The following is a 20,795-nucleotide window of genomic DNA, read 5'->3' as shown; positions in this document are numbered from 1 at the left end:
TCTCCAGCCCCTCCCCCCCCTCCCCCCTCTCCCCCTCCACCCCCCAGTCGTCTCTCCCCTCCTCCAGCTGTGCGGTCTCCTCCCCCCCCCCCCCCCCCGGCGCGGGTTCGCGCATGTACTCACTGCGTCCGGGCGCGACATGCCGGGTGCATGCCGCGCCGGGCCGTCAGCGGCGCAGCTTCAAGCGGTGCACGCCGCCGTCGACCGTTCCGACGAAGAGTGTGCGGCCGTCGGCGGTGGCGGTCAGCTTGGTGGTGTCGGTGTTCTGCAGCCCGCTCGAAATGTTCTCCCACGTCAGGCCGTTGTCGGTGCTGCGCAGTACGCCCCGGCCGCCCTGGACGAGCCCCGATTCCTTGGAGCCCTTGGTGGCGGCGTAGAGCGTTCCGCGTACCTGCAGCAGGTCCGAGACGTGGATCGCGAGCGGGCCCGTGTCGGCTGTGCGGAACGTCCTGCCGTCGTCCGTGCTGACCCGGATCGACGTGCCGCCCACGACCAGGCGCCGACCGTCGTTCACGATCGCGGAGACGGGGCCGTCGGCGACCTTGGTCGTGGTGACGCCGCCGTCGTCCGAGCGGTACAGGCCGGAGGCGTTGCCCAGCCAGACGCGCCGAGGATCGCTCGGGTCACCGGCCATGGCGTCGAAGGCCCTCGCGTGGCGCAGGTTCTTCCAGGTCCTGCCGCCGTCGCGCGTCGTGAACAGGCCCTCGCTCATGAGGCTTTCGTAGCTGATCGCCACCCAGTCGGGGTCGGCCGGGTGGACGAGGATCGCCTTCGGGATCTCCGAAGACTTTCCCTTCACCTCCCAGGTCCGGCCGGCGTCAGCGCTGCGCGAGACCTGGAAGATGCCGGTCGCGGTGCGCCGGACCTTCCACACCACCTTGCTGTCCTTCGGCGACACCGCCAGGTGCGAGGTCATCCGGCCGGTCCAGCCCTCGCCGCCGGACTGGCCCCACTCGGGACCCGCCACGGGGAGCGCGGTGCGGTAGGTGCCGCTCACCGTTCCGGCCAGCAGGTGATCGCCGCTGGTCGCGAGCGCGAGGGTGGTCAGGCCCTGCACACCGATCCGCTTGTAGCCCTTCCCGATGTCCGTGCCCCGGTAGAGACCGTCCTGTTCGCTGGAGACGGTCACCGAACCGTCGGCCCAGCGGTCGAAGTCCAGCGGGATCGCGGCCTTGGAGGGACCGGGTGCGGGCTGCCAGGTCCTGCCGTGGTCGCGGCTGATCTGTCCGGCGCCGTACAGCGCACGCAGGTACAGGTCACCGCCGGACGCGGACAGTCCATGACCGCCCTCCTCCAGGGGCAGGAGGGTGGACCAGGTGCGGCCCTGGTCGTACGAGCCGCGCACACCCTCGCCGGGGACGTACGTCGCCACGACGGTCGAGTCCGCCGCCAGGCCGTGGACGCCTTCGTCCGCCGCGTCGAGGATGCGCCGGGCCTCACCCGGCTCGCCCTTGCCGACACCGTCGATCCTCCAGACGTCCGTGAAGGTCGCCAGGTACAGGGTGTCGCCGACGAGGGTCGCTTCGCGGACGGATCCGGTCACGCCCGTGGGGTGCGGGGCCCAGGTGTCGCCCGCGTCCGTGCTGACCATCAGCGTGCCGCCGGCCACCGCGACGAGGGTGCGGGTCTTCTCGTCCGCGACGAACACGTCGATGTACGCGTCGGGTACGCCGAGCTTGCGCCAGGTGCGGCCGTTGTCGTCGGTGCGCAGGATCGTGCCCCGGCGGGTCGGGTCGCCGTTCGAGTTCACGGCGTACCACCAGCGTTCGGGTCGGCGTGCGTCGACGACGACCGGTCCGGTGCCGTTGCCGTCGGCGACGGGAAGGCGGCCCGCCTGGCGCCAGGTCGCACCGCCGTCGGTGGTCATCCAGGGGGCGGCCTTGCGGTACTGGGTCATGACGGCCTGCTTCGGCCGGGCGGGCGTCAACGCCAGGTCGCCGGCCTCGCTGTTGGGTCCGACGGGCTCCCAGCGGTCGCCGCGGCTGCTGACGGGGGTGACCTCGAAGGCACTGGTTCCGGTGATCCGCCGGCCGTCGGCGGTCGTGGCCCTTACGGCCAGCCGGTAGGCGCCGGCCTTCTTCCCCGTCACGTCGGCCTGGTAGTAGCCGGCCCCGTTCTTGGTGGTGGGCAGGGTGAAGGCCTTGCCGTGGGGCGGGGTGACGGTGAGCCGCGGCGGCGCGTCGAGCGCGGTCGGGGCGGCGATGTGCACGGTGGAGCGGCCGTCGCTCGGGTCCGGGGACGCCTGGACGACCAGGTGCCGGACCACGAGCAGGTACGGGATCCGCAGGACCGGGCCGCGCGAGGGTGTGGCGGTGATCCGGCCGCTGATCTCCGTGTCGGCGGCCGGGCGGTCTGCGCGCAGGGTGACCGTGACGGTCGCGGATCCCCCGGCGGGGACGGTGACCTCGGCCGGGGACACGGTGACGGGTCCGGAACTGCTGAGCTTGGTGGTCAGCGGCTCCTTGCCGGGGTTGGTCAGGCGGAACTTCTCGGTGCCCCCGACGGTCCTGCCCGCCAGGTCGGCGAGACCGAAGGACAGCGACGACGGGGAGGCGCCGAGGGTGGCCGACGCGGCGGCGGCCACGTCGAGCCGCCCGTTGCCCTGGACGCTGGGTCCGGTGCCGGTGAGCGGTTTCGCTGACCCGACCAGCGCGGACCGGATCGCGTCGGGGTCCTGGTCCGGGCGCAGTTGCCGCAGGAGGGCCGCGGCCCCGGCGACGTGCGGGCTCGCCATCGACGTGCCCGACATGCGGTAGACACCGGGCTCGTACAGTGCCGAGGGGATCGTGGAGCGGATCTCCACGCCGGGGGCGACCAGGTCGGGCTTGAGGCCGAAGCCGGTGCCGGGTCCGCGGGAGGAGAACGAGGCGATCTCGTCGGTGGAGTCGGTGCCGCGCAGCGTGACCGACACCTTGCCTTCTGCCAGGGCGCGGCTCAGCGGCTCGTACTGGGTCGCGTCGATGCCCATCACGACCAGTCGGTCCATGCGCAGCGAGTCACCGGAGGCGGCGGTCCCGGACAGGTCGGGCCGCGCGGGGGTCGCCTGTGCCTCGGCCGTCCCCGGTCCGGCGAGGAACACGGGTCCGCTGTCGGCCCGGACGCCGCCGAGGACTGCCAGCGCGCCGCGCTTCTCGGCCTCGCGTGCCCAGTCGAGGTCTTCCTGACGCAGCATCTCCACGCTGGGTACGACGGGTGTGTCGGCCAGGAGAATCTTGCCCCGCACGTCTCCGGCCCGTTCCCAGTCCGCGTCGGTGCCGGCCCCGACGTCCACGAGCGGGGCGGTGACCGGTTCCTCGGGCGGGTTCGCGGAGAGGATGCCGCGATACGTCTGGATCAACTCGGGGTCCTTGCCCGCCAGATACGCGCTGGGGACCCGCAGCCCACTGGTGGACGCTCCGACCGCGATGACGCCGTCGGCGGACGCCGGGGTACTGATGCTCCCGGCGCGCCCTTCATTGCCCGCCGCCGCGACGACGACCAGCCCTGCCTCGACGGCGGCGGTCGCCGCGCGGCCCAGTGGGTCGGTGCCGTCGCCGGGGCCGCCGAGGCTCATGTTGATGACGTCGGCCCGGTAGGGGTTGGCCGGGTCGGCCGCCGCCTCGATGCCGGCGATGATGTCGGAGGTGTAGGCGCTGCCGCTGTCATCGGTGACCTTGTAGGCCAACAGACGCGCGTCGGGCGCCATGCCGGTGACGCCCTCCTTCCCGGCGGCCTTGCCCGCGATGATGCCCGCGACGTGGGTGCCGTGACCGTTGTCGTCCATCGGGTCGTCGTCGCGGTTGGCGAAGTCGTAGCCGGCGACCACCTTGTGGTCCTTGCCGAAACCTCCGCCCAGATCGGGGTGACCGTAGTCCACCCCGCTGTCGAGGACCGCCACGATCGTGCCCTTGCCGGTGGCCTTCGTCCCGGAGGGGTCCTCGCGCTTCCACACCTCGGGGGCGCCGGTCAGCGGCACGCTCGAGTCCGTGAGCACCTGCATCCGTGTGTCGGGACGGACCGCGGCGACTCCCGGCATCGAGGCCAGCCGCGCCGTCTCGGAGGCAGGGACCGTGATCGCCACGGCGTTGACGAGCAGGCCGAGTCTGCGGGGCGAGGCGGGGTGCAGGCCTGCCTCCCGCGCCTTGCCGACGAAGGCGTTCTGCCGCGAGGTCAAGGACTTCCGGGCCTCGCCGACGGCAGCGGCGGTGCCGTCGGCCTGCGAGGTGAGCGAGCCGTCGGGGGCGGCGGACACCGCGGCGTCGCCCGTCAGTTCGACGATGACCCGCTGCTTCGCGTCGGGGGTCTTCGCGGTCGCGGTCGTGGTGCCGGGCAGGGCGGTGAGCGTCCCGGTGAGCGCCACGGTGGTCACCGTGACCGCCACCAGGCGCCGGGTTCTTCGTGGTTTTTTGACCATGAACAGGATTCATAGCTCTGAACTCACCCACCGGACAACCGATCCGCGCGGCCCATTGCTGTCGCTGGCACATGTGGGCCAAGTCCGGCACATCCTCGGCCAGTTCGCCCCAGCCCACCTCGACTCAGCCCGATTCCGTCTTCCAGTTGGGAGCCACGATGGTGAACTCGCCGAACTCCATGGGGCTGTTCACCGGCCGGGCCATGGACGCCCGGCACATGCATCGTCCGTCAATCCTGGCTGTCTGGCCCATGTCGGCGTGGGCAAGTGGGGCCACATGATGCAACGCCACACGGGCGGTACGAACCGCAGCCGCCACGGTGTCATCTGCTTCCCTCCCCCACGGAAGGCTTCAGCCATGGGACAGCTGTACTCCCCGTACCGCAGCACCCCGAGGGACCGTCGCACCCTCGGCGGCATCCGGCGTTGGCTCACCGCGGCCGCGGGCGCGCTCGCCCTGACGGGCAGTCTGGTGGCCGTCGGCCCCCAGGCCTCGGCCGCGGGCCTGACCCAGGTCACCGGCTTCGGCTCCAACCCCGGAAACCTGTCCATGTACGCGTACGCACCCGACGGGCTGCCAGAGGACGCTCCGATCGTCGTGGCCCTGCACGGCTGTACGCAGAGCGCGAGCGACTACTACGCCCATTCCGGCTGGCCGAAGTTCGCCGACCAGTACAAGTTCGCCCTGGTCCTCCCGCAGACGACGAGCGCGAACAACGCGAACTCCTGCTTCAACTGGTTCGATTCGGCCGACAGCACGCGCGGCAAGGGCGAGGCCCTGTCCATCAAGCAGATGGTCGACACCGCCGTCGCGCGCTACGGGAGCGACACCGGGCGCGTCTACATCACCGGTCTGTCCGCCGGCGCCGGAATGACCGCGAACATGCTCGCCGCCTATCCCGACGTCTTCGCGGGCGGCTCCATCGACTCCGGGCTCCCCGCCTCCTGCGCGACCAGCGTGTCCGCCGCCTACACCTGTATGTACAGCCCGCCGGACAAGACGCCCGCCCAGTGGGGCGACCTCGTACGCGCAGCCGCCCCCTCCGGCACCACCCACTGGCCACGGGTGGCGATCTGGCAGGGCACCTCGGACACCACCGTCGCACCGGCCAACGCGACCGAGCTCCGCGACCAATGGACCAACGTGTGGGACATCGACCAGACCCCGTCCCGCACCGAGAACCTCCCCGGCAACACCACGCTGAGCCAGTACGACGACGCCTCCGGCAACCCCGCCGTGTCGGTCTACTCGATCTCCGGCATGGCCCACGGCCTCGCGGTCGACCCCGGCAGCGGCGCCGAACAGTGCGGCACCACCGGCACCTACTACCTCGACACCATCTGCTCCAGCTACCACACCGCCCGCTTCTGGGGACTGGACGGCGGAGGCAGCGGCCAGCCCCCGGGCGCCCTGCCCGCGCCCACCGGCCTGACCGTGGGCGGAACCACCGACACGACCGTGAGCCTGAGCTGGGACGCGGTGGCCGACGCGGCCTCCTACAACGTCTACCGCGACGGTACGAAGGTGGGCACCACGGAGTCGGCGTCCTACACCGACACGGGCCTGGCCACCGGCTCCACGCACACCTACACGGTGGCGGCCGTGGACTCGGCCGGAGCGGCGGGGGCCGTCTCCTCCTCGGTGACGGCGACCACCACCGGCTCCACACCCACCTGCTTCACGGCGAACAACTACCAGCACACCGCCGCCGGCCGCGCCTACCAGAGCGGCGGCCAGACGTACGCCACGGGCTCCGGCCAGGCCATGGGTCTGTACAACACCTTCATCACGCACACCCTCAGGCAGACGTCACCCGGCTACTACGTCGTCGCGGACGCCGGCTGCTAGGGCGCCTATCGAGTCGTGATCAGTGAGCGGTCCGGATGCTGCTGCCCCAGTACAGAGCCTGGGGCAGCAGCCCCTTGCGGGAGTGGAAGTGGCCGCCGGCGGCTGCGTGGCTGACACCCGAGGCGGCGATACCGCGGACGGCGGTGTGGACCCAACCGCGCTTGATCAGGCACTGCCTGGTGCCGACGGGTAGGCACCCTATTGGCTTCCAACAGCTGCAACATGAGGCCGAATTGACCATTTGATTGATCCATATGAGGAGACCGTGGGGCCGAACAGGGGCTACGGTCCTGCCCCATGACGAACACCACGGTCCTCATATCAGGCGCCGGTGTGGCTGGCGCTGCCCTCGGACACTTCCTGCACCGCGACGGCTACGACGTCACCGTCGTCGAACGCGCCCCCGGTCTGCGCGGCAGCGGCTACGCCGTCGACTTCCGAGGCGGCGCCTTCGACGTCCTCGACGAACTCGGCATCCTGGAAGAGATCCGCAGCCACGACACCGCGATGCGCGGCACCACACTGGTCGACGCGGACGGAGCAGAGATCGGCCGGCTGCCGGCCGAGACGTTCGCGGGTGAACTGGAGGTCGCCAAGCCCGAGCTGACGAAGATCCTGCACCGCCTGACCGAGCCGGAACTCACGTACGTCTTCGACGACTCCCTCACCGCACTCACCCATCACGACAACGGTGTCGCGGTCGAGTTCGAGCGCGGCGCGCCCCGCACCTTCGACCTCGTAGTCGGCGCCGACGGACTCTTCTCCAAGGTCCGTCGGCTGGCCTTCGGCCCGCACGAGCAGGCGCTGCGGCACCTGGGCATGTCGGGCGCCGGGTTCACCGCCGACAACATCCTCGGCCTCGACCACAGCGGGGTGCTGCAGACCGGCGACGGCATCGCCGTGTACGCCTTCAGTGCCGCCGACGCCGACCGGATGTCGGTGAGCCTGTCGTGCGCCACCGACGCGCCCACCCTGGACCGCCGTCCACGGACCGAGCAGGAGCAGGCCCTGCGGGACGCGTTCGCCGGGGCCGGCTGGGTCGTGCCCGAGCTGCTGAAGGCGATGTCGGCCGCTGACGACTTCTACTTCTCCTCCTCCAGTCAGGTCCACCTTGACACCTGGTCCACCGGCCGGGTCGTCCTCGTCGGCGACGCCGGGTACTGCGCCGCGCCGACCGCCGGCATGGGCACCTCACAAGCCTTGATCGGCGCCCGCGCCCTGGCCCGCGCCCTGGCCGCGGCCGACGGCGACCACACCGCCGCGTTCACCGCATACGAGGCCAAACTGCGCCCGTACGTGACGGAAAACCAAGTGAAGGGGCAGGAGGGCGCCGCGGCCTTCGGCGGCCGCGATCAGTGACCCCCGGCCCCAGGGAAGGGCCGGTGCTCATCAGTCCCGCAGCACCGCGCCCGAGGCGCGAAGCGGACTGTGAGCAATCTGCGGGATTCGCCCTCAGGGCGGGGCAAGCCGCGGTAGATCCACCAGCGTGACGCGCGTGCAACTGACAGATCAGAAATGGGAGTTCATCGGGCCGTATCTGCCGATCGGCCGGTACGGCCCGTGTCCCAAGCGGCTGCGGCAGCGGTTCGAGGGCGTGATCTGGCGCTTCAGAACGGGCGGGCAGTGGCGGGAGATACCGAAGGAGTTCGGCACTTGGCCGACGGTGCCCAACCGCTTCCGTAAGTGGCGTGACACCGGCATCTTCGAGATCCTTCTGGAAGACCTGATCGCTAAAGCCTCGAAGCGCGGTGAGGTGGACCTGTCCCTGGTCAGCGTCGACTCCACCGCCGTGCGCGCTCACCACGACGCTGCCGGGATGCACCTGGACAACGACGTGCTCATCGCATTGGAGAAGGCCGCAGCCGCCGAGGAGAAGGGGTTGCCGGTGAGGCCGTGGATCCACGAGGCGCCGCGGTCGACACTGAATCCGGCGGTACGGTCGGTCCAGATCCGCCCGCCGACGCGGTCGCGCGCCTCGAGCACGACGACCCGTTGTCCCGCGGCGCGCAGGAGCCGGGCGGCGGTGATGCCGGCGATTCCCGCGCCGACGACGACTGTGTCCATCATCTTCTCCGTACTCCAGGTCTCACGTCAGCGGCTGTGGCCGAGTCCGCGGAGGGCGCGGTCGAGCATGTCGGCGAAGAAGTCGGCCGCGGCGGTGTCGATGCACAGGGGCGGTTTGATCTTCAGGATGTTCAGGTGGTCGCCGGTCGGCTGGACGATGACGCCGAGGTCGAGCATGCGCTCGCACAGCTCGGCGGTCTCCTCGGTGGCGGGTTCCAACGTGACGCGGTCGCGGACCAGTTCGAGGCCGAGGTAGAGGCCGGATCCGTGGACGGCGCCGATGAGGTCGCAGCGGGCGGCCAGCGCCTCCAGGCGCTCCTTCAGATGGCCGCCGACGCGGACCGCGTTGCCCTGGAGGTCCTCGTCGCGCAGGGTGTCCAGGACGGTGCGGCCGACGATGCTGGAGACCGGGCTGCCTCCCGTGGAGGAGAAGAAGTAGCCCTGGTCACGGTAGCGTTCGGCCACTTCCTTCGAGGTGATCACGGCGCCGAGCGGGTGGCCGTTGCCCATGGCCTTGGCCACGCAGACGATGTCCGGGACGACCCCCTGCTGTTCGAAGCCCCAGAACCAGTGACCGAGGCGCCCGTAGCCCACCTGCACCTCGTCGGCGACCGCGAGACCGCCGTGGCGGCGGACGGCGGCGTAGACCTGCGCGAGGTAGCCGTCGGGCAGGGCCACGCCTCCCGCGTTGCCGTAGTACGTCTCGCTGAGGAAGGCGCCCGGGGCGCGGCCGGAGGCGGCCAGCCGATCGATCTCCGCGACGGCCTCGGGGGCGTAACGCGCCGCGTCCGCCCCGCGGTGCCGGCCGCGGTAGGAGTTGGGTGCGTCCGCCGTGTGCACCCACTCCGGCCGGGTGGCGAGGGCGTTGGGATTGTCCTGGAGCGAGGTGGAGACCGCGTCGGAGGCGTAGGTCCAGCCGTGGTACGCCTCGCGCAGGGCAAGGACGTCCGGCCGGCCGGTGGCTCCGATCGCGAGTCGGATCCCCAGGTCGACCGCCTCCGACCCGGAGTTGACCAGGAAGACGGTGTCCAGCGGCTGGGGCAGCAGCTCGGCGAGGCGCTCGGTGAACTCCACCACGGACGCGTAGTGGAAGCGTGAGTTGGTGTTGAGCCGCCGCAGTTGCCGGGCGACGGTCTGCTCGACGCGGGGGTGCGCGTGGCCGAGCGGGGTCACGTTGTTGATGATGTCCAGGTAGGAACGGCCTTCGGTGGAGAGCAGGTGGTGGCGCCAGCCTCGCTCGAAGCGCGGCGGATCGGCGTAGTAGTGCCCCTGCACGGTCGCGAAGACGGCGTCCCGCCGCTCCAGCAGGTCGGGGTCCTCGCCGCGGTCGGTGGCCGCGAGACCCAGGATCGGAGCGGGGTCCGCGGTGAGAGGGAGCCAGCCCGCGGCGTACTCGGGGCGGACCCGGGGCGGGACGGCCGGGGCGCCGGCGTGGGCGAGTGCGACGTGGATCCTCGTGTCGGTCGTGAAGCGGGCGAGTTCGACGCCGGCCGGGACGATCGAGCCGGTGGTGACGAGCGGCTGCACGGAGTCGGGGAAGGAGAGGGTCAGCTCGCGGGCGCCGTAGGTGAGGGTGACGTGTCCCGGTGCCGCCGCCAGGACCTGTCCCTCCGTCGGGACCTGCATCACCGCGGGGCCGGCGAGCCACAGGTCGAGGCCGGTCGGCACGGTGGCCGGCGAGTCCGCCGACAGGGGTGGTGTCTGCGCGAGGCTCGGCCCGGCGTACCGGGTCACGGCGGCAGCGGCGCCCCCGGCGAGCGCGGAGGCGGCCACCCGGTCGTCGATCCCGGGTTCGCACCAGGCTCCGCGGTCCATGCTGTCGGCATCGGTGGACAGGTCGAGGAGGGCGATGTCGGCGCCGGCGATGTCGCGCAGCAGGGGGCAGGCGGGCGCCTCGATGGTGGCGGGAGTGTCGGCCAGGCCGATCGCCTCCTTGACCAGGTGGGTCATCACCGGCAGCGGCAGACGGGTCGCCTGCTCGAACATGGCCCATTCGCGCTCCAGCGCGGACCGGGCGTAGTGGTTGTCCTCGTCCACGGCGGTCTGCTGGCGCCCGCTCGCGACCAGTACGGCGGCCCGCACCACCACGAGGGGCCACAACGCCTCCGCCTCTTCGGCCGCCAGTGGCCGTACGGCGTGGAAGGCCCGCACGGCGGGGAGCACCCGGTGCGGCTCGAATCCGTCGTGGTGCAGCATCGACGAGAGGCATACGGCGAGTTCGCCGACCGCCCACGTCTCGGTCAGGTCGCCGAAGTCGATGACTCCGTCGGGCAGGGGCAGGCGGTTGTCCGGTGTGCGGATGAGGTTGTCGTCGGTGAGGTCGAGGTGGACGGCCTGCGTGGGCAGCCGGTCGGCGACGTGTCGGACGCTCGCCCAGGCCTCAGCCGTCGCGGCCAGGACGGCCTCGCGCCGCTCCTGTTCGTCGATGTACCGGGCGAGTGCGTTCACGACGCGGTCGCCGTGTCGCGGGTCCCACTGGAGCACGCGCTCGATGCCCGGGTGCCGGAAGTCGCGCAAGGAGGTGCTGACCCGTGCTGCGACGGTTCCCATGGCCGCCACCGTGCTCGGCGACAGGTGCCGCGGCCCCGACAGCGAGCCTCCGGGCAGATACCGCAGCAGCCGTGCGACGGCCGGCCCGCTCTCGGTGTCCACGGTCTCGTGGAGCGGGGAGCCGTCCGCGCGGCGCAGGACCGTGGCGACGCGCAGGTCGGGGTGGGTCGCGGCTATGAGGTCGGCGGCCGCGTCCTGGGCCTCGATCTCCGTCCTGCCGAAGGCGGGGTTGGCAATCTTCAGGATCCCGATGGCGGTCCCGTCCTCGCCGCTCAGCAGGAAGTTGGCGTCCTGCTGGCTCCCCAGCGCCTCGGCGCGCACTCCTTCGCCCACCATGCGGGCGGCGACGTGCTCGGCCTGCGTCTCGCTCAACTGCGGTACGGGGAGCGCCTCCTGGGCGAAGAAGTCGATGGTGCGGTGCTCGTCGTGCGGCGGCATGCGGAAGTTCCTCGGCGGTTCGGGGTACGGGTGCGCCTTCGGCGCGCGGGAGAGAGACATGTGCGGATCGCGGCGGGGGGTGCGGCCGGGCCCCGGACTCCGCTAGTCGACGTCCCACATGAACCGGTGGGTGTGGATGGCGAAGTAGGGGAAGCTCTCCACGGACGCCACGCCGTCGACGGTCCGTACGACGTCGTTGATGAAGTCCAGGAGGTCCTGCGGCCGGGAGCAGACGACCTCGGCGAACAGGTCGTAGCGTCCGGAGGTCAGCACCGTGTAGACGACCTCCTCGTGCCGGGAGAGCTCGTCGGCCACGGCGCGGGAGTCGCCGCCGATGCGCAGGCCGAGGAGCGCCATCGTCTGCTGGCCCATGGTCATCGGGTCGGTCACACCGACGACCTGGACCGCCCTGGTGTCGATCAGCCGCTGCAGCCGGTGCCGGGCCGCCGACGGGGACAGGCCCACTTTGGGTCCCAGCTCGGCGTAGGGGATCCGGCCGTCGATCTGCAGTTCTCGCAGGATGGCCCGGTCGATGTCGTCCATGAAGCGCCCCTCTCCGTCTTGCCCGAAACAGGAGTCCTTCACCTGTCTCACGCATGCTGGCAGATCCACACGCTCGATTCAACGGTTCACGCTTCAGAATCGAGCGTCCACATGGTCCGCGATGCGTGATCCCCGGACCGGCCGCCGCGTCACCAGGTACGCCGGCAGCCTCGGAGTGCGCGGATCGTTCGGCGCGGTCGGGCGCGCGACGACTGGTATTACTGGGTCATGCAGGAAGAGACGGCACGCTCCGCGATCGACACATTCATCTCCGCGTTCAACGCCTCGGACGACAGCTCCGTGACCGCCCTCCTCTCCCAGGCCCTGACCACGGACGTGGTCTTCTGGGGGCCCTTGGGGCGCAGCGAAGGAATCGCCGCGGTCGAGCGGTTCGTACTGGACATCCGGCGCCACCCGGCGGGCACCGGCAAGATGGTGCGCTGCTCGGCGGTGGACATGCCGGACGAGTGGGCCCGGTACCAGTGGGTCTTCACCACACCGGACGGAGGCCCCCGCCTGGCGGGAACGGACGTCGTCCATCTGCGGCGCAGCCTGATCGACCAGGTCATCGTCTTCGCGGGCGACATCGAGCCGTCCGCGTCCTGACCTCTGCTGTGGCCCGGCGCAACTGACGCGGGCCGTCCGGTCGTCCATGGAGGTGGCAGGTCGCCACGGCCGGCGCCCGGCGATCGGCGCCGGCCTGACGTTGTGGAGCGAAGGAGGCGTGCCTGACGTGTCGTTGAGATGGGTGATCGCGGGGACCGTCGTCGCGGTCGGGGCCGCGTTCGGTGCGGTGCGGATGAGAAGAGCGCTGGGCGACCCCTTCGCGCAGGCCGAGAAGGAACTCGACATGCGGGATCGGACGCTGCGCGAGGAGCACCCCGACACGGTGGCACTCCGGCACCAGGCTCACTACCTGAGCGAGACCGGGGACCTGGCCGGCGCCGTGGACCTCTCCGAGCGACTGCTCGCGGAGCGGGTACGGGCGCTGGGCGAGGACCACCCTCAGGTCCTCACCACCCGCCACAACCTCGCCAACCTCCGCGGCAGAGCGGGAGATGCGGCCGGGGCCGCCGAGGCGTTCGAACGGCTGGCACTCGACATGGAGCGAGTGCACGGAGCCGACTACATCGACACCGTGATGTCCCGCCGTGCCGCAGTCCGTTGGCGGGAGGAAGCGGACGGCGGCGGCCGGAACACCGAGTAGTCACAGCGGAGCCGCACCGCCACATGGCTCGTGCGCCCCGCCTGGTCACCACAGGCGCGGAGTCCGCCGGGCACGGCAGTCACCGCGTGACATGCCGTACCGGAGGGCGCGGGTGCCCGTCGGAGCGTGGTTCCGAATGCCGATCCGGCACCCGCCGCCTCACGCGGTGCTGATGTCGCTGCCGAGCGCCTTGCGAGCCGTGGTCCAGAGATCTCGAAGAGCCTGAATGCGCTGAGCCTGCGCCTCTTCGTAGTTCTGCCACGGGCCGGGCCGTCGGTCCAGGTAGAGCGCCCGGGCCGCACTGTGTTCATGACGCAGGGCAGCGACGACCTTCTCGGCCGCGTCGATCACGGGCTCGGGACCCTCCAGCATGATCAATGGTTCGACTGCCGCCAGTTCCCGGATCGCCTCGCGCGCCTGACCAGCCGCGGCGTCGAACTCGGCCTGGTCGAGGTCGGCCGAGGTCCGCAGTGCGAAGACCAGTCGTCGAGTCTCTGACGCCTGCTCCAGGAACTTTCGGTAGACCTCGCGGCGGATCCCCCGCTGCGCCATGGCGCGGGCCTCGAGCCGCTCCTCGCTCGCCTGGAGCCGCTGCGTCTGCGCCTGTCGGCCGGCTGCTCGCAGGGCGAGCCAACTGGACACGACCGCCGCCACGAGTGTGGATCCCCCGGTCACCAGCGCCACAGCGACGGTGTCATTCATGTGCACCTGGCCGCCCGCTCGCCTCTTCGCACACTCTCACGTCCTCCATGCGCCAAGAGTCGCGCATTCAGGCGCGGTTCATCAGGAGGACAGGGAGAACGGGGACCGCTCTGCCGGCGCGATCACTCACTCTCCGGTGCTTTGAGACTCTCGATGATGCGGGCGAAGCCCTCCGTCCCGTGGCCCGCGTCCACCTGCTGCCGGATGAGGCGCTGGACCATGGCGAGCGGTTCGGCGCTCACCCCCTGCTCGGCGATCGCCTCCAGGAACAGGCCGAGGTCGGAGAACGTCAGGCTCTGCTGCCCAGGGACCGTGTAGTCGCCGCCGTCGATCACCTTGGCGAAGCCGGCGAGTTCGCCGGTCATCGCGGTCAGCCACGGCACCGCCATCTCCGCGAACCGGCTTGCCGGCACGCCCGCCGGTGCCAGCATGGCCGCGCCCTGCATGAAGCCCGCGAACATCACGTACATCGCCGAGAGCAGCGCGAAGTCGTAGAGCGACGCGAGCCCCGCGTCCTCGCCGTAGTAGGTGCTTGCCGCCCAGTGGTCGAACAGCGCCGTGTGCTGACGGAACACGTCTTCCGAACCGCTGTACAGGATCGAGGCGCCCGGCTGCCCGATCATGGAGGGCACCGCCATGATGCCGCCCTCCAGGTAGGCGATCCGCGCCTCGGCCGCCCAGACGGCCGACTGCCTCGCCTGTTCGGGCTTGGTGGTGGTCAGGTTGACCAGCGTCCTCCCGGCCAGGTCGTCGACGAGCGGATCGAGCACCTCGTGCACCGAGGCGTGATCGAAGAGGCAGACGACGACCAGCGGACTGGCCTGGACCGCCTCGGCGGCGGAGCCGGCCTCGGTCGCTCCCCGGGCGACGAGCTCTTCCGCCTTGCCCGCCGAGCGGTTCCAGACCGTGGTCCGTACTCCCGCCTTCACCAGCGCCTCGGCCAGCGCACTGCCCATCGCGCCGAGTCCGAGGATGCTCACGTCGGTTGCGTGGGTCTCGTGCATGTCACTGCTCCTTGAGGTCGTACGCGGAAGGTTCCGTTGATGCCTCAATCCTCTTCTGGGCCAGTAGAGTTGAACAGTACGGACTAATTAGTGCAGTACTCACCGGAAAATGAAGGAGGACGGCCTCGTGCACCGCGAGGTGTACCCCGTCGTGCCGCCCAAGGTCGAGTACTCCCTGACGGAACACGGAGTCACCCTCAACACCGCCCTGGAGACTCTGGCCGAGTGGGGCCGGGAACGTATCCAGCGCATCGGAGCGGAGAAGGTCCCCGTCGAAGCCGCGTGAGAACGGGGGCAGGTCCTCGCCCGCGCGGAGCAAGGGAGCCACGTCCCCATACCCCTGAACCACCGGAGGTTCAGTTGCCGCGCGCCTCGGCGAGGGTGTGGGCGACCAGGGCGTTGGCGTGGCCGTGGCCCAGGCCGTGGTCGGCCTTGAGCCAGCTGACCAGTTCCATGTGTTTGGTCAGGGGCGAGGCCTGGATGAGGCTCTTCCATTCGGCGATCGGACGACCGTACTTCTTCTCGATCGAAGGGAAGTAGCTGGCAGGGCCTTTGACTGCGGTGGTCATGTCGGGCTTCCGTCCTTCCAGATGTGTGCTGCCGGTGAAGCAGTGGCGGTTCGGGAGTGGTCAGCGGACGACGTCGAAGACGTTCTTCTGCAGGCCGTTGGCGTAGGCCTCGTGCTCGACCAGCTTCAGCTTCTGGGTGTCCTTGTCCGTGGTGCTGAACAGTCGCTTGCCCGCGCCGAGGAGCAGCGGGAAGACGAGCAGGTGGTAGCGGTCGATCAGGCCGGCGTCCGAGAGGCTCTGGTTGAGGGCGGCGCTGCCGTGGACGATGATCGGGCCGCCCTCGGTCTCCTTCAGCGCGGCGACCTCGTCGAGGGAGCGCAGGATCGTGGTCTCGCCCCAGTTGGTGACCAGGTCGTCCTCGGTGAGCTTGCTGGAGACGACGTACTTCGGCATCACCTTGTAGTCGGCGAAGTCCGCCATGCCCGGCCACACCGGGCTGAAGGCTTCGTAGCTGGTGCGGCCCAGAAGTATCGCGGTGGCTTCCTGCTGCTCCCGGCCCTTGATGTCGAACGCCTCGGGGAGGAACTCGATGTCCTTGAAGGTCCAGCCGGAGTTCCGGTAACCGGGCTCGCCGCCGGGGCCCTCGACGACGCCGTCGAGCGAGATGAACGCGGTGCTGATCAGAGTACGCATCTTGGGATTCCTCGGTATCTCGTGCCTGAGTACGTATGGTTCGCTGACTGTTGACTGCTGAGCGCGGGAAAAATCGTCGGTCGCCGCCCACCCGCCGGGCCGCTTGCGCGAGACGACCTAGCGGGTGCGTTCGTGGCGGAGCAGGACGACCTGGGAGTCGAAGGTCCTGGTCTCGGCCAGGGTCAGGTCGATGCGCTGCTGCGGGGTGGTGAAGACGGGCTTGCCGCCGCCGAGCACCACGGGGTGGACGAAGATCTGGTACTCGTCGATCAGCCCGTGTTCGGTGAGGTGGCCGGCCAGGGTGGAGCCGCCGAACAGCAGCAGGTGCGCTCCGCTGTTCTTGAGGTCGGTCAGCTGCTCGATGACGTCGGTGTTGATGACGCGCGTGTTCCAGTCGGCCTCGGTCAGTGTCGAGGAGACGACCACCTTCGACGCCTTGCGCCATACGGGCGCGAAGGCGAGGTCGTGCTCGTGGGTGGAGAACTCCTCGGCGCGGGGCCAGAAGCCGGACATCATGTCCCACACCCTGCGGCCGTACAGGAACATGTCGGCGCTGTCGGTGAGTGCCTGCGAGTAGGCGGACAGCTCCCCGTCCATCCGCGGCCAGTCGAACTCCCCGTTCGGGCCCTCGATGAAGCCGTCCAGCGACTGGTGCACGAAGTGCGTGATCTTGCCCATGAGCAGCGATCCCCCTTTGGCGACATGTGTCGGGCCGGCCGACGACCGCCCCTTGTGTACGATGTCCACATTCGGGGAGCGCGGTGATCCGCGCCCCCCGAGTGATCAAGCAGGAGCCTAGACGACTTAAGTGGATGCTGTCCACATTGGAGGTGGCGGCCATGGCGGCAGCCAACGAAGACAAGCCCAAAAGGGACACTTACCGCCACGGCAACCTGCGCAACGCGCTCATCGAGGCCGCCGTCGAACTCGCCCGCCAGGGCGGCCCGGAGGCCGTCGTGCTGCGCGCCGCCACCCGACAGGCCGGCGTCGCCCCCAACGCCGCCTACCGCCACTTCGCCGACCGCGGAGCCCTGTTGCACGCCGTCTCCCAGGCAGCCATGGCCCAGGTCGCCCACACCATGGAGGCAGAGCAGGCAGCCGTGCCGCCGACCGAGGACCCGGCGGCCGGCGCTCGGGCCCGCTTCCGCGCCGTCGGCACCGGCTACCTCCGCTACGCCCAGGAGGAACCCGGCCTGTTCCGCACGGCCTTCCACGTCCCCGGCGACATGACCGACGCCGCCGCCGACACCGCCGCGGGCGCCACCGGCAAGACCCCCTTCGAGCTGCTCGGCGACGCCCTCGACGGCCTCGTGGACGCCGGACTCCTGCCCGAGGACCGGCGCCCAGGCGCCGAGTTCCTCGCCTGGTCCGCCGTCCACGGAATCGCCGTCCTCCTCATCGACGGCCCCCTGCGCGGCCTCCACCCCACCCAGGCCTACGACGCGGGCCAGCACGTCATCGACATGATCGAACGCGGCATCTGACACCACCAGGCACCCTCAACACCCGCGCCCCGCCCCACAGCCCTCGGGAGGATCCCGTGCCGGAACCACAACCGCTCACTCCTGAGGACCGACTCACCGATGCGAAGAAGCTGCTGAACCTCCCCCGTATCGTCGCGATCTGCGGCTCCACCCGCTTCATGGCCGAGATGGCGGAGGCCGATCTGCGGGAGACGAAAGCCGGAAGGATCGTCGTCAAGCCGGGGTGCGACATGAAGTCGCCGCGCGAGCTCGCGTCCGACCCCGTCGAGGCCGAGGCACTGAAGGCCCGACTCGGCGAACTGCGCCGTGCGAAGATCCGGCTCGCCGACGAGGTCCTCGTCGTCGGCGACCACATCGGGGACAGCACTCGAGCCGAAATCGCCTACGCCGCATCGTTGGGCAAACCAGTCCGGTTCACCCACCCCGATACCGGCCGGGACATCAACCAGCCCGCGAGACCGGCCTGTCAGGGCCGGCAGGCCGCGCTTCTACGCAATCGCGTCCTTGGTGAGACGGACGGTTCCGTCGTCGACGGTGAGTGACGCGGACCGGTATCCCTCGCCCTGGTAGAGGGCGATGTTCTGCCGGCTGCGCACGCCCGTGTGCAGCACGATGCGGCGGCAGTCCGGCTCTGCCGCGGCTTCGGCGGTGCGCAACAGCCAGCGGCCCAGCCCCTGACCCCGCAGGTCCGGTACGACGGCGAGCCGGCCTACGTGCCAGTCGCTGTCGACACGCCGTCCCCGCACCATGCCGAGCAGCCGTCCGTCGCGCCAGAGCCCCACGGCATGCCAGGTCTGCAGCCACTCCCCCGTCTGCTCCGGCGACTCGTGCAGGGCCGGGATGGCCAGGGTCTCGTTGGCGAGGGCCTCGTCCACCCAGCAGCACCGCTGCAGCACCGTTACCTCGGGAGCGTCCTCCGGGGTCAGCGGCCTCAGATAGGAACCGGGCAGCGGGCCGGGAGACAGGCCGGGGCGTGCCGCTTCGCGCATCGGACGCAGGGCGTGGGCCACGCGGACCAATTCGTCCAGGACACCGACAGCGGCCCTGGTCAGAGCGGCGCTCGGGCGGACCTGTCCGTCCTCGACCGCTTCGCTGATGCGTAGCGCGACCGTGCGCCCCAACGGCACCAGGCGCAGTGTGGTCACCACTTGCTTGGCGTGCTGGACCGAGCGCGTGCCCGCGGATGTGTTCCCGTAGCTGACGAAGCCGATCGGCTTCCATGCCCACTCGCGACTCAGGTAGTCGAGGGCGTTCTTGAGGGTCGCCGGCATCCCGTAGTTGTACTCCGGCGTCACCACGATGAAGCCGTCCGCGGCGTCCACGAGCGCACTCCATCGCCTGGTGTGTTCGTGCGCGTAGACGCCCGAGGACGCGTGCTCCTCTTCATCCAGGAAGGGCAGGCCGAGGTCGCCGAGGGTCACGGGCACGAGTTCGACGTCGAGTTCCCCGGCGCGGGGCGCGATCGCGTCGGTCAACCACGTGCCGACCGCCGGGCCGAGGGCGCCGGGTCGGGTGCTGCACACCAGGACAAGGACACGCACCGTTTTCGTTGACATGGAAAGGAAAAGTAGCCGGTAGATTGATTACATGTCAAAGAAGTCCTCGGCTGAGAATGTGCGCTGGCTGAACCCGGACGAAGAGCGGGCTTGGCGGGCCTACCGGCGTGTGACGGTCGCCGTGCAGGCCGCCACGGCACGTGACCTGGGCGCGGTCGGGCTTTCCGAGCCCGACTACGAGGTGCTCAGCACGTTGTCGAAGCGGCCCGACCACACCAGCACCCTCCACGAGCAGGCCGCCAAGATGCGGTGGTCGCGCAGCCGGCTCTCCCGGCACGCAACCAGGATGGAAGCGCGCGGCCTCCTGCGCCGCGCACCCGACCCGGCGGACGGCAGAGGCTGTTTCCTCGTTCTCACGGATCACGGCCTGGAGACGCTCGAGGACGCCGCCCCGGCCCATGTCGCCTCGGTGCGACGTCACTTCATCGACCGGCTCGCGCCCGAGGACCTCAACGCGCTCGAACGCATCGCTGAGAAGCTGGAGGACGTCGAGGGCTGACGCTCGACGTCGGCCGGTCCCACACCTACGCCGCCGACGGGCAAGACGGCCGCCATCGCCGGTGCGCGGCTGGGGTTACGGCTGATTCCCGGTGGGCGGCGGCGGGGGGGGCCGGGGCCCGCGGGGGCGCGGGGGGGGGATCGGGGGGCGTGTGAGGGGGGGGGGGGGTCTCGGCTCCCGCCGGCCCCGCCCGGCGGGGGGCCGCCGCCCCCGGCACGGCGCGGATCAGCTGATCGGGCCGAAGATCGCGGTGCGGTCGAAATCGGCGTCCATGCCGTCGAGCACCGCGCCCAGTTGCTTCTCTTCGTACTTGAAGTGCGTCTCCATGACCGCCTCGATGCCGTCCAGGTGGCTGTGCGCCACCTCCGGGTCGGTCGACTCGGCAACTGCCTTCTGCAGTCCACCGATGAGGTGCTCGATCATGTTGTGGTCCTGGCTCAGCTTCTCGACCACCGGCGCCAGGTCCGGGCGCGCTCGCAGCAGTTCGGGGAAGAGCGAGCCGTCCTCGGCGCGGTGGTGGCCGGACAGGGCGGCGCAGAATCCGTGGCAGAAGAGCAGCAGGTCGGTGGTGGCGTCGGCGGGGTCGCCGTTGTCCAGCCCCGCCCGCGCCAGCGCCAGCGCCTTGCGCAGTTTCGCGTGCACCTGTTGCAGTTCCTTGCCCCAGGCAGTGACGCGGTCAGTCGACAAAATTGGCCTCTCTGTATGACGCCTCCATGCCTGACGATCGTCCGCCACCGGCACGCGACGCTGCCCGGAATCATAATCGCGAAGATCATCGGCGGCACTGGACTTCACGGATCCGCCCCGACTCAGGGTGTGAAGTACGGCACCAAATCGGCGCCCGAGTAGTCCAGTTGGCGTCGCAGGAACACCTGGTGGACGGTGCATCGCGGCCCTGGAGCCGCTTACGCGAGGGCCAGGAAGAGTTTCTCCAGCTCCTCCTGCGACATGGGCGGCGCGTCAGGGGCTCCCGAGAGGCACTGGCGCATTCCGCTGGCGACGATCTTGAATCCGGCCCGGTCCAGCGCGCGGGACACCGCGGCGAGCTGCGTCACGACATCCTTGCAGTCGCGGCCCGCCTCGATCATCGCGATCACGGCCGCCAGTTGCCCTTGGGCGCGCCGCAGCCGGTTCAGGACGGGCTGCACCGATTCTTCGTCCACTTGCATGCGATCCTCCTCCGCGCCCCCTTCCTCACCCATTATACCCCTAGGGGTATCGATGGCCCAGGATCTCGCGCCGCCACTTAATACCCCAGGGGGTATTTGACAGGCGAAGCCCGCCCCTCTTACCGTCGAATACGT

The 20,795-nt window shown here is 70.4% G+C and carries 17 protein-coding genes and 4 pseudogenes; 9 read left to right on the top strand and 12 right to left on the bottom strand.

Annotated elements, in window-relative coordinates; genetic code table 11:
* Positions 1–166: 166 nt before the first annotated feature.
* A complete protein-coding gene (locus ACFW9D_RS04365) occupies positions 167–4,360 on the bottom strand; it encodes a S8 family serine peptidase (protein ID WP_384617609.1) in 4,194 nt (1,397 codons plus the stop codon).
* 391 nt (positions 4,361–4,751) lie between these two features.
* On the opposite strand from ACFW9D_RS04365, the gene ACFW9D_RS04360 reads away from it, so the two are divergent.
* The 3 genes and pseudogenes from ACFW9D_RS04360 to ACFW9D_RS04350 all read left to right on the top strand — a co-directional run.
* Complete coding sequence (locus ACFW9D_RS04360; protein WP_384617606.1) at positions 4,752–6,242, top strand: PHB depolymerase family esterase; 1,491 nt, start codon at positions 4,752–4,754, stop codon at positions 6,240–6,242.
* A 297-nt stretch (positions 6,243–6,539) separates the two neighbouring features.
* Complete coding sequence (locus ACFW9D_RS04355) at positions 6,540–7,601, top strand: FAD-dependent monooxygenase (RefSeq protein ID WP_384617603.1); 1,062 nt, start codon at positions 6,540–6,542, stop codon at positions 7,599–7,601.
* A 127-nt stretch (positions 7,602–7,728) separates the two neighbouring features.
* Positions 7,729–8,118 (top strand): annotated as a pseudogene (locus tag ACFW9D_RS04350) (transposase); the annotation flags it as partial.
* Here ACFW9D_RS04350 and ACFW9D_RS04345 read toward each other — a convergent pair.
* The 3 genes and pseudogenes from ACFW9D_RS04345 to ACFW9D_RS04335 form a co-directional block, all read right to left on the bottom strand.
* Positions 8,040–8,312: pseudogene (locus ACFW9D_RS04345) on the bottom strand (FAD-dependent oxidoreductase); the annotation flags it as partial. The pseudogenes ACFW9D_RS04350 and ACFW9D_RS04345 sit on opposite strands and share 79 nt — an antisense overlap.
* Positions 8,313–8,333: 21 nt before the next feature.
* Positions 8,334–11,354 (bottom strand): aminotransferase, encoded by a 3,021-nt coding sequence (locus tag ACFW9D_RS04340; RefSeq protein ID WP_384617600.1) that lies wholly within the window; start codon positions 11,352–11,354, stop codon positions 8,334–8,336.
* A gap of 42 nt (positions 11,355–11,396) precedes the next feature.
* On the bottom strand, positions 11,397–11,837 hold the full coding sequence (locus ACFW9D_RS04335) for an Lrp/AsnC family transcriptional regulator (protein ID WP_188335027.1): 441 nt from the start codon (positions 11,835–11,837) through the stop codon (positions 11,397–11,399).
* A 228-nt stretch (positions 11,838–12,065) separates the two neighbouring features.
* Here ACFW9D_RS04335 and ACFW9D_RS04330 point away from each other — a divergent pair, with 228 nt between their 5' ends.
* Positions 12,066–12,443 carry a nuclear transport factor 2 family protein gene (locus ACFW9D_RS04330; protein ID WP_188335028.1) on the top strand — a complete coding sequence of 126 codons (378 nt, stop codon included), beginning with the start codon at positions 12,066–12,068 and terminating at the stop codon, positions 12,441–12,443.
* A gap of 127 nt (positions 12,444–12,570) precedes the next feature.
* On the top strand, positions 12,571–13,044 hold the full coding sequence (locus tag ACFW9D_RS04325) for a tetratricopeptide repeat protein (RefSeq protein ID WP_384617596.1): 474 nt from the start codon (positions 12,571–12,573) through the stop codon (positions 13,042–13,044).
* 159 nt (positions 13,045–13,203) lie between these two features.
* On the opposite strand, the gene ACFW9D_RS04320 is transcribed toward ACFW9D_RS04325, so the two are convergent.
* Together ACFW9D_RS04320 and ACFW9D_RS04315 are read right to left on the bottom strand one after the other, a co-directional pair.
* Positions 13,204–13,746: a hypothetical protein gene (locus ACFW9D_RS04320; protein ID WP_384617593.1), complete on the bottom strand. Its 543-nt coding sequence runs from the start codon at positions 13,744–13,746 to the stop codon at positions 13,204–13,206.
* 122 nt (positions 13,747–13,868) lie between these two features.
* Positions 13,869–14,798 (bottom strand): NAD(P)-dependent oxidoreductase, encoded by a 930-nt coding sequence (locus ACFW9D_RS04315; protein WP_384617591.1) that lies wholly within the window; start codon positions 14,796–14,798, stop codon positions 13,869–13,871.
* Positions 14,799–14,853: 55 nt separating this feature from the next.
* Here ACFW9D_RS04315 and ACFW9D_RS04310 point away from each other — a divergent pair.
* Positions 14,854–15,036, top strand: a pseudogene (locus ACFW9D_RS04310) (winged helix-turn-helix transcriptional regulator); the annotation flags it as partial.
* 70 nt (positions 15,037–15,106) lie between these two features.
* Here the strand turns inward: ACFW9D_RS04310 and ACFW9D_RS04305 are convergent.
* From ACFW9D_RS04305 to ACFW9D_RS04295, 3 genes are all read right to left on the bottom strand, one after another.
* Positions 15,107–15,319: a DUF4287 domain-containing protein gene (locus tag ACFW9D_RS04305; protein WP_384617588.1), complete on the bottom strand. Its 213-nt coding sequence runs from the start codon at positions 15,317–15,319 to the stop codon at positions 15,107–15,109.
* A 60-nt stretch (positions 15,320–15,379) separates the two neighbouring features.
* On the bottom strand, positions 15,380–15,952 hold the full coding sequence (locus ACFW9D_RS04300; protein WP_384617585.1) for a dihydrofolate reductase family protein: 573 nt from the start codon (positions 15,950–15,952) through the stop codon (positions 15,380–15,382).
* Positions 15,953–16,069: 117 nt separating this feature from the next.
* Positions 16,070–16,630, bottom strand: a complete 561-nt coding sequence (locus ACFW9D_RS04295) for a dihydrofolate reductase family protein (protein ID WP_384617582.1) — start codon at positions 16,628–16,630, stop codon at positions 16,070–16,072.
* Between the two features lie 161 nt (positions 16,631–16,791).
* Between ACFW9D_RS04295 and ACFW9D_RS04290 the strand changes: the two genes are divergently transcribed.
* On the top strand, positions 16,792–17,436 hold the full coding sequence (locus ACFW9D_RS04290) for a TetR/AcrR family transcriptional regulator (protein WP_384617579.1): 645 nt from the start codon (positions 16,792–16,794) through the stop codon (positions 17,434–17,436).
* A 56-nt stretch (positions 17,437–17,492) separates the two neighbouring features.
* A pseudogene (locus ACFW9D_RS04285) lies at positions 17,493–17,879 on the top strand (hypothetical protein); the annotation flags it as partial.
* Positions 17,880–17,924: 45 nt separating this feature from the next.
* Here the strand turns inward: ACFW9D_RS04285 and ACFW9D_RS04280 are convergent.
* Positions 17,925–18,992 carry a GNAT family N-acetyltransferase gene (locus tag ACFW9D_RS04280; RefSeq protein ID WP_384617576.1) on the bottom strand — a complete coding sequence of 356 codons (1,068 nt, stop codon included), beginning with the start codon at positions 18,990–18,992 and terminating at the stop codon, positions 17,925–17,927.
* Positions 18,993–19,023: 31 nt separating this feature from the next.
* Here ACFW9D_RS04280 and ACFW9D_RS04275 point away from each other — a divergent pair, with 31 nt between their 5' ends.
* Positions 19,024–19,491 (top strand): MarR family winged helix-turn-helix transcriptional regulator, encoded by a 468-nt coding sequence (locus tag ACFW9D_RS04275; protein WP_384617573.1) that lies wholly within the window; start codon positions 19,024–19,026, stop codon positions 19,489–19,491.
* 225 nt (positions 19,492–19,716) lie between these two features.
* Here the strand turns inward: ACFW9D_RS04275 and ACFW9D_RS04270 are convergent, their stop codons facing one another.
* Positions 19,717–20,178, bottom strand: a complete 462-nt coding sequence (locus ACFW9D_RS04270; RefSeq protein ID WP_188335038.1) for a hemerythrin domain-containing protein — start codon at positions 20,176–20,178, stop codon at positions 19,717–19,719.
* A 218-nt stretch (positions 20,179–20,396) separates the two neighbouring features.
* On the bottom strand, positions 20,397–20,660 hold the full coding sequence (locus ACFW9D_RS04265; RefSeq protein WP_384617570.1) for a metal-sensitive transcriptional regulator: 264 nt from the start codon (positions 20,658–20,660) through the stop codon (positions 20,397–20,399).
* Positions 20,661–20,795 lie beyond the last annotated feature (135 nt).

The organism is Streptomyces sp. NPDC059524 (assembly GCF_042749255.1).
Taxonomy (GTDB): Bacteria; Actinomycetota; Actinomycetes; order Streptomycetales; family Streptomycetaceae; genus Streptomyces; species Streptomyces xanthii.
The sequence above is the reverse complement of the archived record's forward strand: the minus strand, read 5'-3'. Positions and strand labels throughout refer to the sequence as shown.

Bases quoted from the DNA above. Each gene is read 5' to 3' on its own strand.
- ACFW9D_RS04290 (WP_384617579.1), top strand. From the start codon at position 16,792: ATGGCGGCAGCCAACGAAGACAAGCCCAAAAGGGACACTTACCGCCAC.
- ACFW9D_RS04295 (WP_384617582.1), bottom strand. From the start codon at position 16,630: ATGGGCAAGATCACGCACTTCGTGCACCAGTCGCTGGACGGCTTCATC.
- ACFW9D_RS04305 (WP_384617588.1), bottom strand. From the start codon at position 15,319: ATGACCACCGCAGTCAAAGGCCCTGCCAGCTACTTCCCTTCGATCGAG.
- ACFW9D_RS04275 (WP_384617573.1), top strand. From the start codon at position 19,024: ATGTCAAAGAAGTCCTCGGCTGAGAATGTGCGCTGGCTGAACCCGGAC.
- ACFW9D_RS04320 (WP_384617593.1), bottom strand. From the start codon at position 13,746: ATGAATGACACCGTCGCTGTGGCGCTGGTGACCGGGGGATCCACACTC.
- ACFW9D_RS04265 (WP_384617570.1), bottom strand. From the start codon at position 20,660: ATGCAAGTGGACGAAGAATCGGTGCAGCCCGTCCTGAACCGGCTGCGG.
- ACFW9D_RS04280 (WP_384617576.1), bottom strand. From the start codon at position 18,992: ATGTCAACGAAAACGGTGCGTGTCCTTGTCCTGGTGTGCAGCACCCGA.
- ACFW9D_RS04300 (WP_384617585.1), bottom strand. From the start codon at position 15,952: ATGCGTACTCTGATCAGCACCGCGTTCATCTCGCTCGACGGCGTCGTC.
- ACFW9D_RS04340 (WP_384617600.1), bottom strand. From the start codon at position 11,354: ATGTCTCTCTCCCGCGCGCCGAAGGCGCACCCGTACCCCGAACCGCCG.
- ACFW9D_RS04355 (WP_384617603.1), top strand. From the start codon at position 6,540: ATGACGAACACCACGGTCCTCATATCAGGCGCCGGTGTGGCTGGCGCT.
- ACFW9D_RS04335 (WP_188335027.1), bottom strand. From the start codon at position 11,837: ATGGACGACATCGACCGGGCCATCCTGCGAGAACTGCAGATCGACGGC.
- ACFW9D_RS04330 (WP_188335028.1), top strand. From the start codon at position 12,066: ATGCAGGAAGAGACGGCACGCTCCGCGATCGACACATTCATCTCCGCG.
- ACFW9D_RS04360 (WP_384617606.1), top strand. From the start codon at position 4,752: ATGGGACAGCTGTACTCCCCGTACCGCAGCACCCCGAGGGACCGTCGC.